This window comes from Streptococcus sp. AS14, assembly GCF_000286495.1.
Classification (GTDB): Bacteria; Bacillota; Bacilli; order Lactobacillales; family Streptococcaceae; genus Streptococcus; species Streptococcus sanguinis_P.
In genome coordinates, this window is record NZ_ALKI01000017.1 from 41,034 (window position 1) to 57,804 (window position 16,771).

Below are 16,771 nucleotides of genomic sequence, written 5' to 3' on the forward strand. Positions count from 1 at the left end.
CCTTTTTCAAATGATGGAAAGGAATGAGAAAGAGAATGTTAGATTATTCACAGGAAGAATTGCAGCGTCTGGGGGCTGACATCACAACGAGAGAAATCTATCAGCAGCCTGAGGTCTGGCAGGAAGCCTTTGAACATTACAAGGCTCAAGCCGCAGCCATCGCTGCTTTTCTGAAAAAAATCGAGGACAAACATGACTACATCAAGGTCATTTTTGCCGGAGCCGGCTCATCAGCCTATGTCGGAGATACTTTGACGCCTTATTTCAGGCAGATTTATGATGATCGCAAATGGAATTTCAACGCTATTGCGACAACAGATATCGTGGCCAATCCCTTAGTGCATCTGAAGAGAGAAGTACCGACAGTGCTGGTTTCCTTTGCCCGTAGCGGTAATTCTCCAGAAAGTGTAGCGACTGTGGACTTGGCTAAGCAGCTGGTGGATGACTTGTACCAGATTACCATTACCTGTGCTGCCCAAGGCAAGCTAGCCCAGCAGGCCCAAGGCGATGAAAAGAATCTTTTGCTCCTGCAGCCAGAAGCGTCTAATGATGCTGGCTTTGCCATGACTTCTAGCTTCAGCTCTATGATGCTGACAGCCCTTTTGGTCTTTGACCGGGCTGAACTAGACCAGAAGGAAGCTAAGGTTGCGGCTTTGATTCAGCTCAGTCAAGATGTTTTAGAACGCGTTGCAGATGTGCAGCAGCTGGTTGATTTGGATTTCAGTCGGGTCATTTATCTGGGAGCAGGGCCTTTCTTTGGTTTGGCGCATGAAGCACAGCTTAAGATTTTAGAGCTGACAGCCGGCCAAATTGCGACCATGTACGAAAGCCCAGTCGGTTTCCGGCATGGACCTAAGTCGCTGATTAACCAAGACACGGTCGTTCTGGTCTTTGGCTCAACAGATGCCTATACCCAGGCTTATGATTTGGACTTGGTGCGGGAAGTGGCTGGTGACGGGATTATCCGCAGACTGGTCTTGCTGACTGACCGAGAGGAGCAGTTGGAAGGAGTCGAGCAAGTAGTGCTAAGTACCCAAGAGCCTCTGGGAGATAGCTATCGCATCTTCCCTTACATCGTTTACGCTCAGCTCTTTGCTCTCCTGTCCTCGCTCAAGGTCAAGAACCGTCCAGATACACCGTCTCCGACAGGAACGGTCAATCGTGTAGTACAGGGAGTTATCATTCACCCTCTTGGGCAGTAAGAAAAGGAAAAGTTATGGAGAAATTACAAATCAGCCACAAAAAAGTGAGACATCTGAAAAAACTATCAGACGAGCAGGGGATTATCGGGGCTTTGGCTATTGACCAGCGTGGCTCGCTCAAGAAAATGCTGGCCAGCGGAGAAGATGCGTCATCTGGTGACCAAGCTCTGGTTCAGTTTAAAGAATTAATCTCTAGTCAGCTGACGCCCTATGCCAGCTCTATCCTGCTGGATCCGGAGTTCGGTCTGCCGGCAGCTGAGCTGCGGGATGCGTCCTGCGGGCTGATAGTAGCCTATGAAAAGACTGGCTATGATGTGTCAGCCGAGGGCCGCCTGCCGGACTTGCTGCCTAACTGGTCAGCTAGTCGCATCCGAGACATGGGCGCAGATGCCGTCAAGGTCTTGATTTACTATGATGTGGACGACAAACCAGAAATCAACGACATCAAGCAAGCCTGGGTTGAGCGCGTGGGCAGCGAATGCTTAGCTGAGGACATTCCTTATTTTCTGGAGATTCTGACCTATGATGCTAAGAGTGACAGTGTCTTGGACGCTAACTATGCCAAGCTTAAGCCACACAAGGTTAACGAAGCAGTCAAGCACTTTTCAGATTCCCGTTACCATGTAGATGTTTTAAAGGTTGAAGTGCCAGTCAATATGAACTTTATCGAGGGCTTCACCAAAGAAGGCGTTGAGCCAGTCTACAGCGTGACGGAAGCCCAAGCTTTCTTTAAAGAACAGTCAGATGCGACACACTTGCCTTTCATCTTCCTCAGCGCTGGTGTCAGTGCCGAACTTTTCCAAGAAACGCTGCGGCTAGCCCATGAAGCGGGCTCACAGTTTAACGGTGTTCTGTGCGGACGGGCTACCTGGAAGGATGCAGTCTCAGTCTTCGCCCAAGAGGGAGCTGCAGCAGCTCAAGAGTGGCTGGACGAGACAGGCCGTCAGAATATCGAGGATCTTAATCAAGTCTTGCGCCAAACAGCTGTGTCTTGGGTGGACAAGCTTGACCTGCCTTTTGAAGACAGGACTTGGCAAGTTCGTGATTTTTAATAGGATAGATAAAAGAGGTTTGGTATGAAATCTTACCGAGAATCCATTTTTGGAAAGCTGGGCGGTCAGGAGATTCTGGCTTATACTTTTGAAAACGATCGAGGCTATCGTCTGAAAGTCATGAACTATGGAGCGACCGTCGTCCAGTATGTTACCCCTGACAAAAATAATCACTTTGACAATATCGTCGTTGGTTTTGATCAGTTTGAGGATTATATTGGGAACAGTCCTAAGCATGGAGCCAGCATTGGTCCAGTTGCTGGACGTATTGCCGGAGCAACTTTTGAACTGAATGGTCAGACCTTTCAGCTAGAGGCGAATAATGGCCTAAACTGTAACCATAGTGGATCCAGCGGCTGGGATAGTGCGGTTTTTGAAGTGGAGGAAGTCAGCAATGATGGGCTTACCTTTTATACAGAGCGGAGTGACGGAACTGGTGGCTTTCCTGGCAATCTGAAAATCTGGGTTTCCTATACCCTGACAGAGAAGGACGAGCTGGAAATCTCCTATCAGGTCCAGACAGATCAGGATACCTTGGTCAATCCGACCAATCATAGCTATTTCAACCTGTCTGGTCGTTTCAATCAGTCCATTGATGACCATATCCTTCAGCTCAATACTGATGGTGTCTATCCTATCGCAGCTGACGGCCTTCCTGAAAAAAAGGCTGATGCAGAGCGTGACTTTGTTAAGAAACTGGCCAAGGGCGCTGCCCTTAAAGAAATTTTCGCTGCTCCTGACGAGCAAATCCAGCTGGTATCTGGCTTGGATCATCCTTTTGCGCTAAACCCAAGCCGAAACCAGGCAGGGACGCTCTATCATCCAGCATCGGGCCGCCGCCTGACTATTGAGACTCAGGCGCCCTGCCTAGTGATTTATTCAGCGAATTGCGTGGATGATTCGGTTCAATTTGACGAACAGCCTATGATTCAGCATAATGGCTTGGCTCTGGAAGCTCAAGCTTTGCCGGATGCCATTCACAGCAGCCAGCAGTCAGATGTCATTCTCAAGGCCGGTCAGATTTTCACCAGCAGGACAGTGTATTTTGCTGATGTACCAGCAACTTTATAAAGAAACAATCGCGAAAGAGCACAAAAAACGGCAGTACCTCCTTCTGCCGTTTTTCTTTATCCAGTTTTCAGCGACTATGTTTCCATAAGTAGCTAATTTTAAGCAAGAGAAAAGCCTCCACAATCAAAAGCAGAATCTTTTTTGCTAACTGAATTTTACTTTAAGTTTTTCTTAAGCTAAGGCTGCTATACTTATTTTTATCAAATGAAGCCCCCTAACTTTGTTTGATAATCCTAAACTTTTTCATAATAATCTCCCATAAAGGCCACCCAATTCGGTGGTCTTTTTTTGCTCAAATTTTAGAATAAGACAGGAAGTTTATCGGATTGTAACTCAAATGTTAAATTTTAAAGGATACGTTATACTAAGTTAAGGTTTCTTTAAGTTAGGGGCAGTATACTATGAGTATCAAATGAAGACCTCCTAACTTTATTTGATAGAAATCCTAAACTTTTTCATAATAATCTCCCATAAAGGCCACCCAATCCGGTGGTCTTTTTTTGTACTCAGACGTGGATTAGATTTGCTTCCTCTGCTTTATTTTCTGCTATAATAGTTCTATGAGTAGAATTTTAGATAATGAATTAATGGGTGATGAGGAATTGGTGGAGCGCACCTTGCGTCCCCAGTATTTACAAGAGTATATCGGTCAGGATAAGGTTAAGGACCAGCTGAAGATTTTTATTGAAGCGGCTAAGCTGAGGGATGAAGCGCTGGACCATACCCTGCTTTTTGGCCCTCCAGGTCTGGGGAAGACGACCATGGCTTTTGTCATTGCCAATGAACTAGGCGTTAATCTGAAGCAAACTTCAGGTCCGGTGATTGAGAAATCTGGTGATTTGGTTGCGATCTTAAATGACCTTGAGCCGGGCGATGTCCTCTTCATAGATGAGATTCACCGCTTGCCAATGGCGGTAGAGGAAGTGCTGTATAGCGCTATGGAAGACTTTTACATCGACATTATGATTGGCTCGGGTGAGACCAGTCGCAGCGTCCATCTGGATTTGCCGCCTTTTACTCTGATTGGGGCGACTACTCGGGCAGGCATGCTGTCCAATCCTCTGCGGGCTCGCTTTGGGATTACCGGTCACATGGAGTATTATGAAGCTGGCGACCTGACTGAAATCGTTGAGCGGACGGCAGAGATTTTTGAGATGGCTATTACCCACGAGGCTGCGAAGGAGCTGGCTCTGCGTAGCCGAGGCACGCCGCGGATTGCCAACCGTTTGCTCAAGCGGGTCCGGGACTACGCGCAGATTATGGGCAATGGCCTGATTGATGATAAGATAACCGACCAAGCTCTCTCTATGCTGGATGTGGATCAAGAGGGGCTGGACTATGTGGACCAGAAGATTTTGAAGACTATGATTGAGGTCTATGGTGGCGGTCCAGTAGGGCTTGGAACCCTCTCAGTCAATATTGCTGAGGAGCGTGAAACAGTGGAGGACATGTATGAGCCTTACCTGATTCAGAAAGGCTTTGTCATGCGAACTCGGACTGGGCGCGTGGCTACCCGTAAAGCTTATGAGCATTTAGGATATGAGTATATGAAGGAATGATGACAGAAAAGGAGATTTTAGACCAACTAGGTCAAGATCCAGACATCCTAGCGATTTTGGAAATCATTCGCAGTCTGAAGCTCAAGGATTCTTGGTTAGCGGCTGGATGTGTGAGGAATTTTATCTGGAATATGCTATCAGAGCGACCAGGTTTTGACTCAGAGACGGATGTAGATGTCATTTTCTTTGATCCGAGTTATGCTGAGGCAGAGACGGTAGATCTGGAAGTTAAGCTCAAGGCGGACTGGCCACAATATCGATGGGAGCTGAGAAATCAAGCCCATATGCACCGCCATAGTCCTGGAACAGCGCCTTATAAAAATGCTCGCGAAGCCATGAGTAAGTATCCTGAGCGCTGTACGGCTATTGGCCTGCGCTTACTGGAAAATGACAAACTGGAACTTTTTGCTCCCTATGGTTTGGAGGATATCTTAAACTTTCAGGTCAGACCGACTCCTCATTTTCTTGAAAACAAGGAGCGCCAGCGTGTCTATGCTGAGCGCTTGGCTAAGAAGAATTGGCAGAAACGCTGGCCGCAGTTGGAATATCACTATCCTGATAAATAGGTACAATCTAAGAGTAAAATGTTTAAGTTATTTTAAGGAAGTTTTAAGGAATGAATATTATACTATAACCAAGTTAAGAAATTAACTTAACTCCTAAAACTTTTTTCTTTTTAAAAAATAATCTCCCTACAAAAGCCACCAAACGGTGGTTTTTTGCTATTTTCAGGCATGAGAGGGGCAGGGCTTGCCAGTTTTCAACGAGAATCAGGAAACTGTAAACGATTCAGGGCTAGTTTTTGCCATTATTTTGTTATAATAGATAGCGAGGTATTCTATGAAGAAAATTGTATTTGTATGTTTGGGAAATATCTGCCGCAGTCCGATGGCAGAGTTTGTCATGAAGAGTTTAACAGACCAACTGAAAATCGAGAGCCGGGCAACCTCGAGCTGGGAGCACGGCAATCCCATTCATCGGGGAACACAGGCTATTTTTAAGAAATATGCTATTGCTTATGATAGGGACAAGACTTCTCAGCAGATTTCGCCAGCGGATTTTGCGGATTTTGACTACGTCATTGGTATGGATGAAAGCAATGTCCGAGATTTGAAGCGGATGGCGCCTGAGGATTTTCAGCATAAAATTTATCAGTTTGAAGAAGAAAGTGTGCCAGATCCTTGGTACACAGGAGATTTTGACCAAACCTATGATTTGGTCTTGGCTGGCTGCAAGAAGTGGCTAGAGCGTTTGGATGGATAGGAATATGGATAAAGTAAAAGAATTTTACGATAAATACAAGGTCTATCTGACCCGGCAGAATTTAGAACTCTTGGCTGTAACGGTCATTGTGCTGTCAGCTATTCTGGTCTTTACTTCGGGGATTCCTGGTAAGGGCGTTTTAACGCTGGATCAGGGGAAGATCAAGTATGACGGGACCTTGGTTCGCGGGAAGATGAACGGTCAGGGGACTATGACTTTTCAAAATGGGGATAGTTATACCGGTCAATTTCGCAATGGCATCTTTGACGGCAAAGGAACCTTTACCTCGCAAGCTGGTTGGAAATATGAAGGGGACTTCAGCAAGGGTCAGGCTGATGGACAAGGAAAGCTAACGACAGAAGGCAATGTCGTTTATGAAGGAACGTTTAAACAAGGGATTTATCAAAATGCGCATTAAATGGTTTTCGCTCGTCAGAATCACGGGGCTGCTTCTAGTTCTGCTTTATCATTACTTCCAGGGCGTTTTCCCTGGCGGTTTTATTGGCGTGGATATCTTCTTTACCTTTTCTGGCTTCTTGATTACCGCTCTGCTTATTGACGAGTTTGCCAAGAAGAAAGAAATCGATATCCAAGGCTTTTTCAAACGGCGTTTTTATCGGATTGTACCGCCTCTGGTCTTTATGATTTTGGTCGTTATGCCCTTTACTTTCTTAATCCGTAAGGATTTTGTGGCTGGAATTGGGACGCAGATTGCGGCTGCTTTGGGCTTTGTGACCAACTTTTATGAAATGCTCTCAGGCGGCAGTTATGAGAGTCAGTTTGTGCCGCACATCTTGATTCACACTTGGAGTCTGGCTTTAGAAGTGCACTATTATGTTCTGTGGGGCTTGGCTGCTTGGGGCTTGGGCAAGGTTACCAAGTCAACGGCCCGCTATCGCGGTATGATTGCGTTGGTTTCTGCAGGTCTCTTTTTGCTCAGCTTTGTATCAATGTTTGCTGGCGCTTTGACCACTAAGAATTATTCTGATATTTATTTTTCAAGTTTGACCCACGTCTTTCCTTTCTTTGCAGGAAGCATCTTAGCAACCTTGTCTGGTGTCGGCCATGTTAGCAATCGCTTTAAAATGCTGGAGCAAAAGCTGGCTCTCAAGCAAGTGCTAGGAATTATGGGGGGCAGCGCAGCTGTTTTGCTTTTGCTCAGCTTCCTACTCAAGTTTGACAATCTTTGGACCTACCTGGTAGGATTCTTGATTTCAACTATCTTGGCTTGTCTGATGATTTTGGCTGCTAGGATGTTGCATGACAAGCTCCCTGATGTGAAGGAGCCTAGCCTTATCAACTTTATCGCGGATACCAGCTATGGTGTTTATCTCTTCCACTGGCCATTCTATATAATCTTTACCCAGCTGATGAGTAACGGCTTGGCTGTTCTCTTGACTACGCTGTTATCTATTACTTTTGCAGCCTTGTCTTTCTATATCTTGGAGCCAACTCTTGCTGGTCGTCAGCCAGTTATCATGGGAACCAAGATGGACCTATCGTCTCTTACCAGACCAATCTTTTACAGTATGATTCCGCTGGCTTTGATCATGTTCTTTATCTCGGTGACAGCACCAAAGGTTGGAGCTTTTGAGGAAAGTTTGATTGTCAATGCTCTGAATCAAGCAGACACTAAGATGCAGACAACTCGCAGTCAGGTTGATCAGTCCAAGGCGACTGAGTACAATGTGGCGGACGGAATTACCATGATTGGTGACTCGGTTGCCCTGCGCTCAAGCGATCAATTGCAGCAGATCTTGCCAGGAATCGAGCTAGATACTGTCGTTAGCCGCAGTCTGAGCACAGGCTTAGAGGTCTACAAGACAGATATTGCTAATAGAGTGCTGAAGAAGCAGGTTGTCCTGGCTCTCGGGACCAATTCGTCTGGTTATTCGAATGAACTTTTGGATGAGTATGTTTCCAGCTTGCCTAAGGGGCATCAACTGATCCTCGTGACTCCTTATGACGGTCGCTCAGAGGGCGGTGTTTTAGCCCAGCAGCGGGAGTATGAGCTAGAATTAGCCAAAAAGTACGACTATGTCTTTGTGGCTGACTGGCATCAAACTGCTATCGAAAATCCGCAGATTTGGGAAGGGACAGACTATGTACACTTTGGCTCGAACTCAGAGTCCATCATTGAGGGGGGGACTCTCTATGCCAATACCATTAAGCAAGCCATAGATGAAGCAAATTCTGGCAATGTGAAACCATAAATAATCAGCTCGGTTCGTCCGAGCTTTTTATATTCGAATAAAGAAAGCGCTTTCACGCTTTATGTGAAAGTGAAAGTATGTGAAATCTTTAAAATGTAAAAAATTTTTTCACAATAACTAAAAGAATAGACTGTAAAATAAGCGAATTTGTTATGTATTTCACAAATTAATAGAGAAAAGTTTGTGAATGTTAAGTGAAAGTGTTTACAAAAATCATTAAATGGGTTATAATTGTATTGTGAAATAATTAACAAAGGTTAGTGTTCTTCGTCTAACCTAAGGCAAAACCATTGGAGGAATAGAATGGCTGAAAAGAAGAAAACGGTAGAACAAGAAGACAAGGCTTTGGCAGCGCAAAAGCATGTCGATGAATTGGTGCAAAAAGGTCTGGTTGCACTCGAGGAAATGAGAAAGCTGAATCAGGAACAGGTGGACTACATCGTAGCCAAGGCCTCTGTAGCAGCTTTGGATGCCCATGGTGAGTTGGCTCTGCATGCTTATGAAGAAACAGGCCGCGGAGTTTTTGAAGATAAGGCGACTAAAAACCTTTTCGCCTGTGAGCACGTTGTGAATAATATGCGCCATACGAAAACTGTCGGCGTTATTGAAGAAGATGATGTGACTGGATTGACCTTGATTGCAGAGCCAGTGGGTGTTGTCTGTGGAATTACTCCAACAACCAACCCGACTTCAACAGCGATTTTCAAATCTTTGATTTCCTTAAAAACACGTAATCCGATTATCTTTGCTTTCCACCCATCTGCTCAAGAATCATCTGCTCATGCAGCACAAATCGTGCGTGATGCAGCGATTGCAGCGGGTGCGCCTGAAAACTGTGTGCAATGGATTACACAACCATCAATGGAAGCAACTTCTGCGCTTATGAACCACGAAGGGATTGCGACTATCCTTGCGACAGGTGGTAATGCAATGGTGAAGGCAGCTTACTCATGTGGTAAGCCAGCTCTGGGGGTTGGTGCCGGAAACGTACCAGCTTATGTGGAAAAATCAGCGAATATCCGTCAAGCAGCGCACGATATCGTTATGTCTAAGTCCTTTGACAATGGTATGGTCTGTGCCTCTGAGCAAGCTGTTATCATTGACAAGGAAGTTTATGATGAATTTGTAGAAGAGTTCAAATCTTACCATACTTACTTTGTAAATAAGAAAGAAAAAGCTCTCTTGGAAGAATTCTGCTTCGGCGCTAAAGCAAACAGCAAAAACTGTGCTGGTGCTAAGCTCAATCCAGATATCGTTGGTAAGCCAGCTACTTGGATTGCAGAGCAAGCAGGCTTCAGCGTGCCAGAAGATACGAATATCTTGGCCGCAGAGTGTAAAGAAGTTGGTGAAAAAGAGCCATTGACACGTGAAAAACTGTCACCTGTCATCGCTGTTCTCAAGTCTGAATCCCGTGAAGACGGTGTTGAAAAAGCCCGTCAAATGGTAGAATTCCATGGTCTTGGTCACTCAGCTGCTATCCATACAGCGGACGAAGAGTTGACTAAGGAATTTGGTAAAGCTGTTCGTGCCATCCGTGTTATTTGCAACTCACCTTCTACTTTCGGCGGTATCGGGGATGTTTATAATGCCTTCCTGCCATCATTGACACTGGGCTGTGGATCTTATGGTCGCAACTCAGTTGGTGATAACGTTAGTGCTGTGAATCTCTTGAACATCAAAAAAGTAGGAAGACGTAGAAATAATATGCAATGGATGAAACTCCCTTCAAAAACTTACTTCGAGCGTGACTCTATCCAATACCTGCAAAAATGTCGTGATGTGGAACGTGTCATGATCGTTACAGACCATGCTATGGTAGAGCTTGGTTTCCTAGATCGTATCATCGAACAACTCGATCTTCGTCGTAATAAGGTTGTTTACCAAATCTTTGCAGACGTAGAACCAGATCCAGATATCACAACTGTTGAACGTGGTACAGAGATTATGCGTACCTTCAAACCTGATACAATCATCGCGCTGGGTGGTGGTTCGCCAATGGACGCAGCTAAAGTAATGTGGCTCTTCTATGAGCAACCAGAAGTGGACTTCCGTGACCTTGTTCAAAAATTCATGGATATCCGTAAACGTGCCTTCAAATTCCCATTGCTTGGTAAGAAGACTAAGTTTATTGCAATCCCTACAACATCTGGTACAGGTTCAGAAGTGACACCGTTTGCCGTTATCTCTGACAAGGCTAACAACCGTAAATACCCAATTGCTGACTACTCTCTGACTCCAACTGTAGCCATCGTAGACCCAGCTCTGGTACTGACTGTTCCAGGATTTGTCGCAGCAGACACTGGTATGGACGTGCTGACTCACGCAACAGAAGCTTATGTATCTCAGATGGCAAGCGACTTTACGGATGGTTTGGCTCTCCAAGCGATCAAACTAGTCTTTGAAAACCTGGAAAGCTCTGTTAAGAACGCAGACTTCCACTCTCGCGAAAAGATGCACAATGCCTCTACTATCGCTGGTATGGCCTTTGCCAATGCCTTCTTGGGAATTTCCCACTCTATGGCCCATAAGATTGGTGCTCAGTTCCACACAATCCACGGTCGTACCAATGCGATCTTGCTGCCATACGTAATCCGCTACAACGGTACACGTCCAGCTAAGACAGCGACATGGCCTAAGTACAACTACTACCGTGCGGATGAGAAATACCAAGACATCGCTCGCATACTCGGCTTGCCAGCATCTACTCCAGAAGAAGGTGTTGAATCATTTGCGAAAGCTGTTTATGAACTGGGAGAACGTGTCGGTATCGAAATGAACTTCAAGGCTCAAGGTATTGACGAAAAAGAATGGAAAGAACATTCACGCGAATTGGCCTTCCTTGCCTATGAAGACCAATGTTCTCCAGCCAACCCACGCCTTCCAATGGTTGACCACATGCAGGAAATCATCGAAGATGCTTACTATGGCTACAAGGAACGCCCAGGACGCCGCAAATAAGCGAGTAGCTTCCTTAATTAAAAATAAGACAGTCTGTCGGTCATCCCCTGCCCTTTGGTAGGGGATTTTTCTATGTGTCTTAGCGAGGCAAGACCGTCGGTCGAAGCCGAGCTTAGAGACATGGATGCTGAGGAGCGGAGCGACGTGAGCGCTAGGTTTCTTAACCGAAACGCATCCGTAGGACAAAGTTGAGTCATAGAGCAGTGGATGCAGTTTTGTCCGTTGGGACAAAAGCTGTACACCTTGAAGAAACACATAGCCAGGCAAGACCGTTGGTCGAAGCTGAGCTTAGAGACATTGATGCTGAGGAGTGGAGCGACGTGAGTGCTAGGTCTCTTAACGAAAGGAGCTTGCTGGGATAAAAAGACGTAAACCTTCTAACTACTTGTGGTTGAGTGAGCTTTTGTGCTAAGATAAGGGGACAATGGAAAAAAGGAGAGTAATGTGATTGTTTTATCTTTATGGGCTGGGCTGTTGAGTGGTCTTTGCTGGTTATTGGGGGATATTCTGCTGGTTGGCTTTGAGGTAGATAAGGAAAGTTATGCCTCCTTTACGGAGCAGAGTCGGATTGGCAATAAGAAGCTGGCTATGCTGATGCTGTCTGGCTCTGTCGGTCGGCTGCGTCTGGGCGCTCTGGTGGCTAACTTCTCAATCCCTCTTATGTTAGTCTCGCTTTATGCTCTCTTTGGTTTGACAAATAAGGGCTTGTGGGCCTATCTGTCAATAGCCTTGTTAGGAATTGGATTTGCCCTGTCGCCGGTGGCACATGTGGCCTTTTACTACGTTGGGATCATCAGCAAAAAGGCTTATAAACGAAGCGGCGGACAGGTCTGCTCAGACGAAGACAGTGGGCTTATCAATGAAGCAGTGCTCTTTCTAGATATAACCTGGCGGACAGCTATCGCCCTGACCGGTCTAGGCTGGCTCGTTTACTCACTGCTAATAGTTGCTGGTCAGACAATATTGCCTGCTTATCTGGGGCTGCTGACTCCTTTACCTCTAAGTCTGTTGACTATCTTACTGGTAGAAAAGCTGAGAATCGGACGTCCCTACCTTAACGGGGCTGGCTTAAACATAGGATTTAGTTTGTTCTATTTACTGCTTCTGCTTCATATAGTTTCTTAAGCGGTGGGTCCGTTAAATTTCAGAAAAAACAGAAAGTGTATATATTAACCTATTGAAAAATTCCTATTTCTGTGGTATGATGAAAGAGGTTTCAAGAATCGTTGGGAGGATAAGACATGAAAAACCCTACTTTACTTAAAGAAATGTTAGATTATCGCGGAAGAGATGAAATGCCCGACGATTTTGATACCTTTTGGAATAAACAAGTGGCGGAGGTTTGCTAATTGGCATTCTACTGATTTAAACTTCAAATTTGGGGTTTTAAATAAGCTAGTTGAGCTTAGTGTTTGTTAGCTTTGATTCCTTTAAGACTGGAAGTCTACAAAACTGCTTCCCCCTGGGACTAGGCATTTGCCTAGTTCTTTTTAGTTGTAGAAAAATGTTGGAACAGCCACGAAAAAAATAAATACTTTAGCTATATTCGTCTGTATAAGTTTCAAACTGAGATAAAAAGTAATACCTAAAAGGAAAGTACTTTCTAAAAGTAAAATCATATTGAAACTAATTGCAATAAATGTTAAGATAATAAATGTAAAGGCTTACAATAAATGAGTAAGGAGGATAGGAATCAAATGGAAGAGTTGAGACATAAGTTAATTGTGTCGTGTCAGGCTCTACCAAACGAACCATTACATAGCGACTTTATCATGGCTCGTATGGCAGTGGCGGCCAAAGAAGGAGGTGCTAGCGGAATTCGGGCTAACTCGGTTATAGACATCAAGGCTATTAAAGAAGCGGTGGATTTGCCAGTAATTGGGATTATCAAGAGAGATTATCCAGATGCCCAAGCTTTTATTACACCAACTATAGCGGAAGTGGATGAGCTGATGGAAGCCCATCCGGAGATTATCGCTTTAGATGCGACAAATTCCAGCAGACCTCAAGGAGAGAGTTTAAAAGCATTTTTCCAGAAAGTGAAAGAAAAATATCCTCAGCAGCTTTTGATGGCTGATTGTTCAACTCTTGACGAGATGCTGGAAGCTGATCGAATGGGATTTGATTTTATCGGAACAACCTTGGTGGGCTATACTAGTCAGAGCGAAGGAGATAAGATTGAAGCCAATGACTTTGAAATCATCCGAAAAGCTTTAGCTGAGATTCAGCACCCTCTGATTGCTGAGGGGAATATTGATAGTCCTGAAAAGGTGAAAAGAGTTCTAGAGCTGGGAGCCTTTAGTGTGGTAGTAGGATCTGCCATTACACGGCCGCAGCTGATTACAAGGAAGTTTGCAGACGCAACGAAAGAATAGAAAAGAGGAAGAATATGTCAAAATTAGAAAAATATGAAGGTGTCATTCCGGCTTTTTATGCTTGTTATGATGAAGCAGGAGAAGTAAGCCCAGAACGTGTTCGTGCTTTGACTCAGTACTTTATTGATAAGGGAGTTAAGGGTGTCTATGTTAATGGTTCTTCTGGTGAGTGTATTTACCTCAGTGTAGCAGACCGGAAATTAATTTTGGAAAATGTCATGGAAGTGGCTAAGGGCAAGCTGACAGTTATCGCTCATGTAGCCTGCAACAACACGAAGGACAGTGTGGAACTGGCTAAGCATGCTGAAAGTTTGGGTGTTGATGCCATCGCTGCTATTCCTCCTATTTACTTCCGTTTGCCCGACTATTCTATCGCTAAGTACTGGAACGATATGAGTGCAGCGGCTCCGAATACTGACTTTGTCATCTACAATATTCCGCAGCTGTCTGGAACGACCCTGACACCAGCACTCTATGCGGAAATGCGTAAAAATCCACGAGTTATTGGGGTTAAAAACTCTTCTATGCCGACTCAAGACATTCAAATCTTTGTTGCAGAAGGTGGGGAAGATCATATTGTCTTTAATGGTCCAGACGAACAGTTTATCAGCGGTCGAGTTATTGGTGCTAAGGCCGGAATTGGCGGAACCTATGCTGTGATGCCTGACCTATTCCTGAAGCTCAACCAACTCATCATTGACAAAGATCTGGGTCGTGCTAAAGAACTGCAACATGCGATTAATAGTGTGATTTACAAGATGGTCAGCGGTCGAGCAAATCTCTATGCTGTTATGAAAGAAATTCTTCGTCTCAATGAGGACTTGGATATTGGTTCTGTTCGAGCACCGTTAGAGCCTCTATCTGAGGGAGACTATGCAATTGCCAAAGAAGCGGCTGCTATGATTAAGCAAGTAAGAGAAGATTTCTTGTAAAATCAAGAGTGTGACGCCAGAGTTCAGGGCAGGCTTAGACTGCCCACCCCACGCTCTGGATATGAATAATATGGAGAAATTCTATGGGAAATGTTGGTTTTACCACAATCGATATGATTATTCTGATTGTGTATTTACTAGTTGTTCTGGTAGCAGGTTTGCTCTTCTCGAAAAAGGAGATGCAGGGTAAAGAGTTCTTCAAAGGTGATGGAACGGTACCTTGGTATGTAACATCTGTTTCCATTTTTGCTACATTGCTAAGTCCGATTTCCTTTATGACACTGGCGGGGAACTCTTATGCAGGGACTTGGCTGCTCTGGTTTGCCCAGCTGGGTATGATTTTTGCCATTCCAGTGGCTATCCGTTTCTTCTTGCCGATTTATGCACGTCTGGATATTGATACAGCCTATGACTACCTGCAAAAACGTTTTGGTTCTAAGGCCTTGCGAGCTTTGTCAGCTGTCTTCTTCATCATCTATCAAATCGGCCGCATGTCCATCATTATGTATCTACCTTCAGTGGCTCTGGCTACTCTGACCAAGATTGATGTCAATATCTTGATTATCGCGATGGGTGCGATTGCCATTGTTTACTCCTATACCGGTGGTGTCAAGTCAGTTCTGTGGACAGACTTTATCCAAGGTTCAGTACTCTTGATTGGTACAGTTATAGGGCTTTTCTTCCTGATTGCTAATCTCAAGGGTGGCTTTGGCGATATTGCTAGTGAGCTGGCCAGCGGTAAATTTATCTCAGGAAATGAAACTATTTTCAATCCTAACTTGCTGAAAGATTCTATTTTCCTGATTATCTTGGGATCTGGTATCAACACCCTGTCCTCTTATGTATCTTCGCAAGATATCGTTCAGCGCTTTACGACAACTCAGAATGTGAAGAAGCTCAATAAAATGATGTTTACGAATGGAGTTTTGTCAATCTTTATCGCCTCTGTCTTTTATCTGATTGGTACAGGTTTATACGTCTATTATCAAGTACAGCATCCAGGCAGTGAGGGCAGTTCTATTCCTCAAGACCAGATCTTCACTTACTTTATCGCCTATGGTCTTCCAGTTGGAGTGACCGGTGTTCTGATTGCGGCAATTTATGCAGCAGCTCAGTCTACTATTTCTACAGGTCTTAATTCTGTAGCGACTTCTTGGACTTTGGATATTCAAGATGTTGTATCTAGCAATCTGGACGACAAGAAACGGACTAAAATTGCTCAATATGTTTCTCTAGGTGTAGGAGTCTTCTCCACAGTAGTTTCAATCGTGATGGCTCATACAGGTATTACATCGGCTTATGTTTGGTTTAATGGCTTTATGGGCTTGGTGCTAGGTGTCTTGGGAGGAATCTTTATTCTGGGAATCTTCACCAAGCGTGCCAATCTCAAGGGAGCTTATGCGGCTATGATTGCTTCTAGTATTGTCCTGCTAGTCATCAAGTACGCTCTGCCAGCAGAAGCCGTTAGTATCTGGGCTTATTCCTTGATTTCAATTGTTGTTTCCTTGATTGTAGGCTATGTGGTTTCCGTCTTAACTGGCGGCAAGGCTGCACCAGAGAATACAACAGTTTACGATATTGCAAGCATTCATGCAGATAAATCCTGGGAGGTACGGCACTAATGGAATTAGTTCAATATAAAGGAGCAGCTGTTGAGAGAGACATTCAGCATCCTGCCTTAAAAAAAGTCTTAGAATTTTTACAGACACATGATGTCAGCCAAGATGAAAAGGGCAACCACCCTGTGTCTGATGATTTCTTTTACAATGTCATTGAAATGACGACTACGACCGACGATGAACGGGTCTGGGAAAGTCATAGGGAATTTTACGATGTGCATCTGATTTTTGAAGGAAAGGAGCGCATCCACTATAACTTTTTGTCCAATATGGAAGAAGGGGATTATGATGCGGAAGGAGACTGGCAGCAGATGTCCGGTCAAGCTTTGTTTGACCTGATATTCACTCCTGGCAGCCTGCTCTTGCTGGATTCTAATGACGCCCATAAGACTGGACTGATAGCTGAAGAAGCCGGCCCCATCCGTAAGGTTGTCTTTAAAGTAAAAATTGTATAAAAGGCTGCGGGCGGGATGAGAAAGACGGATTGTTCTTAACATGCTGCCCCAGCTTTTTTAGTCAGTTTTGAA

At 44.7% G+C, this 16,771-nt stretch carries 15 protein-coding genes and 2 pseudogenes; all 17 read left to right on the top strand.

Features of this window, described 5'->3' with window-relative positions:
• The first annotated feature begins 23 nt into the window (after positions 1 to 23).
• The 17 genes and pseudogenes from HMPREF1150_RS02725 to HMPREF1150_RS02660 all read left to right on the top strand — a co-directional run bounded on the left by HMPREF1150_RS02725 (position 24) and on the right by HMPREF1150_RS02660 (position 16,699).
• Positions 24 to 1,202: an SIS domain-containing protein gene (locus tag HMPREF1150_RS02725; RefSeq protein ID WP_083842672.1), complete on the top strand. Its 1,179-nt coding sequence runs from the start codon at positions 24 to 26 to the stop codon at positions 1,200 to 1,202.
• 14 nt (positions 1,203 to 1,216) lie between these two features.
• Entirely contained in the window at positions 1,217 to 2,254 is a 1,038-nt protein-coding gene (lacD, locus tag HMPREF1150_RS02720; RefSeq protein ID WP_009660181.1) for a tagatose-bisphosphate aldolase, read from the top strand.
• Between the two features lie 24 nt (positions 2,255 to 2,278).
• Positions 2,279 to 3,325: an aldose epimerase family protein gene (locus HMPREF1150_RS02715; protein WP_009660232.1), complete on the top strand. Its 1,047-nt coding sequence runs from the start codon at positions 2,279 to 2,281 to the stop codon at positions 3,323 to 3,325.
• A gap of 560 nt (positions 3,326 to 3,885) precedes the next feature.
• The gene (ruvB, locus tag HMPREF1150_RS02710) at positions 3,886 to 4,884 is read left to right on the top strand and encodes a Holliday junction branch migration DNA helicase RuvB (RefSeq protein WP_002908428.1); all 999 of its coding nucleotides are present in this window, start codon (positions 3,886 to 3,888) and stop codon (positions 4,882 to 4,884) included.
• Entirely contained in the window at positions 4,881 to 5,450 is a 570-nt protein-coding gene (locus tag HMPREF1150_RS02705; protein ID WP_009660185.1) for a nucleotidyltransferase family protein, read from the top strand. The genes ruvB and HMPREF1150_RS02705 overlap by 4 nt, the downstream gene beginning before the upstream one ends.
• Before the next feature lie 274 nt (positions 5,451 to 5,724).
• Complete coding sequence (locus tag HMPREF1150_RS02700) at positions 5,725 to 6,147, top strand: low molecular weight protein-tyrosine-phosphatase (RefSeq protein WP_009660134.1); 423 nt, start codon at positions 5,725 to 5,727, stop codon at positions 6,145 to 6,147.
• Positions 6,140 to 6,565 carry an MORN repeat-containing protein gene (locus HMPREF1150_RS02695; RefSeq protein ID WP_002908432.1) on the top strand — a complete coding sequence of 142 codons (426 nt, stop codon included), beginning with the start codon at positions 6,140 to 6,142 and terminating at the stop codon, positions 6,563 to 6,565. Before HMPREF1150_RS02700 ends, HMPREF1150_RS02695 begins: the two co-directional genes overlap by 8 nt.
• A complete protein-coding gene (locus HMPREF1150_RS02690) occupies positions 6,555 to 8,360 on the top strand; it encodes an acyltransferase family protein (RefSeq protein WP_032905719.1) in 1,806 nt (601 codons plus the stop codon). Before HMPREF1150_RS02695 ends, HMPREF1150_RS02690 begins: the two co-directional genes overlap by 11 nt.
• 303 nt (positions 8,361 to 8,663) lie before the next feature.
• Complete coding sequence (adhE, locus tag HMPREF1150_RS02685) at positions 8,664 to 11,318, top strand: bifunctional acetaldehyde-CoA/alcohol dehydrogenase (RefSeq protein WP_009660177.1); 2,655 nt, start codon at positions 8,664 to 8,666, stop codon at positions 11,316 to 11,318.
• A gap of 81 nt (positions 11,319 to 11,399) precedes the next feature.
• Positions 11,400 to 11,510: pseudogene (locus HMPREF1150_RS12250) on the top strand (shikimate dehydrogenase); the annotation flags it as partial.
• A gap of 11 nt (positions 11,511 to 11,521) precedes the next feature.
• Complete coding sequence (locus HMPREF1150_RS12255; RefSeq protein ID WP_083842680.1) at positions 11,522 to 11,680, top strand: shikimate dehydrogenase; 159 nt, start codon at positions 11,522 to 11,524, stop codon at positions 11,678 to 11,680.
• Positions 11,681 to 11,762: 82 nt separating this feature from the next.
• Positions 11,763 to 12,443 (top strand): DUF6796 family protein, encoded by a 681-nt coding sequence (locus tag HMPREF1150_RS02680; protein ID WP_009660235.1) that lies wholly within the window; start codon positions 11,763 to 11,765, stop codon positions 12,441 to 12,443.
• Positions 12,444 to 12,559: 116 nt separating this feature from the next.
• Positions 12,560 to 12,661: pseudogene (locus tag HMPREF1150_RS12070) on the top strand (acetylxylan esterase); the annotation flags it as partial.
• Positions 12,662 to 12,991: 330 nt separating this feature from the next.
• Positions 12,992 to 13,693 (top strand): N-acetylmannosamine-6-phosphate 2-epimerase, encoded by a 702-nt coding sequence (locus HMPREF1150_RS02675; protein WP_002901987.1) that lies wholly within the window; start codon positions 12,992 to 12,994, stop codon positions 13,691 to 13,693.
• 14 nt (positions 13,694 to 13,707) lie between these two features.
• Positions 13,708 to 14,625, top strand: a complete 918-nt coding sequence (locus HMPREF1150_RS02670; protein ID WP_009660133.1) for a dihydrodipicolinate synthase family protein — start codon at positions 13,708 to 13,710, stop codon at positions 14,623 to 14,625.
• A gap of 83 nt (positions 14,626 to 14,708) precedes the next feature.
• Entirely contained in the window at positions 14,709 to 16,247 is a 1,539-nt protein-coding gene (locus tag HMPREF1150_RS02665) for a sodium:solute symporter (RefSeq protein WP_009660195.1), read from the top strand.
• Entirely contained in the window at positions 16,247 to 16,699 is a 453-nt protein-coding gene (locus HMPREF1150_RS02660; protein WP_009660223.1) for a YhcH/YjgK/YiaL family protein, read from the top strand. Before HMPREF1150_RS02665 ends, HMPREF1150_RS02660 begins: the two co-directional genes overlap by 1 nt.
• The last annotated feature ends 72 nt before the right edge of the window (positions 16,700 to 16,771 follow it).

What these genes read in the sequence shown, in the direction of transcription:
- HMPREF1150_RS02665 (WP_009660195.1), top strand. Translation starts at nt 14,709, where the DNA reads ATGGGAAATGTTGGTTTTACCACAATCGATATGATTATTCTGATTGTG.
- HMPREF1150_RS02670 (WP_009660133.1), top strand. Translation starts at nt 13,708, where the DNA reads ATGTCAAAATTAGAAAAATATGAAGGTGTCATTCCGGCTTTTTATGCT.
- HMPREF1150_RS02695 (WP_002908432.1), top strand. Translation starts at nt 6,140, where the DNA reads ATGGATAGGAATATGGATAAAGTAAAAGAATTTTACGATAAATACAAG.
- HMPREF1150_RS02675 (WP_002901987.1), top strand. Translation starts at nt 12,992, where the DNA reads ATGAGTAAGGAGGATAGGAATCAAATGGAAGAGTTGAGACATAAGTTA.
- HMPREF1150_RS02705 (WP_009660185.1), top strand. Translation starts at nt 4,881, where the DNA reads ATGATGACAGAAAAGGAGATTTTAGACCAACTAGGTCAAGATCCAGAC.
- HMPREF1150_RS02700 (WP_009660134.1), top strand. Translation starts at nt 5,725, where the DNA reads ATGAAGAAAATTGTATTTGTATGTTTGGGAAATATCTGCCGCAGTCCG.
- HMPREF1150_RS02725 (WP_083842672.1), top strand. Translation starts at nt 24, where the DNA reads ATGAGAAAGAGAATGTTAGATTATTCACAGGAAGAATTGCAGCGTCTG.
- HMPREF1150_RS02690 (WP_032905719.1), top strand. Translation starts at nt 6,555, where the DNA reads ATGCGCATTAAATGGTTTTCGCTCGTCAGAATCACGGGGCTGCTTCTA.
- HMPREF1150_RS02660 (WP_009660223.1), top strand. Translation starts at nt 16,247, where the DNA reads ATGGAATTAGTTCAATATAAAGGAGCAGCTGTTGAGAGAGACATTCAG.
- ruvB (WP_002908428.1), top strand. Translation starts at nt 3,886, where the DNA reads ATGAGTAGAATTTTAGATAATGAATTAATGGGTGATGAGGAATTGGTG.
- lacD (WP_009660181.1), top strand. Translation starts at nt 1,217, where the DNA reads ATGGAGAAATTACAAATCAGCCACAAAAAAGTGAGACATCTGAAAAAA.
- adhE (WP_009660177.1), top strand. Translation starts at nt 8,664, where the DNA reads ATGGCTGAAAAGAAGAAAACGGTAGAACAAGAAGACAAGGCTTTGGCA.
- HMPREF1150_RS02715 (WP_009660232.1), top strand. Translation starts at nt 2,279, where the DNA reads ATGAAATCTTACCGAGAATCCATTTTTGGAAAGCTGGGCGGTCAGGAG.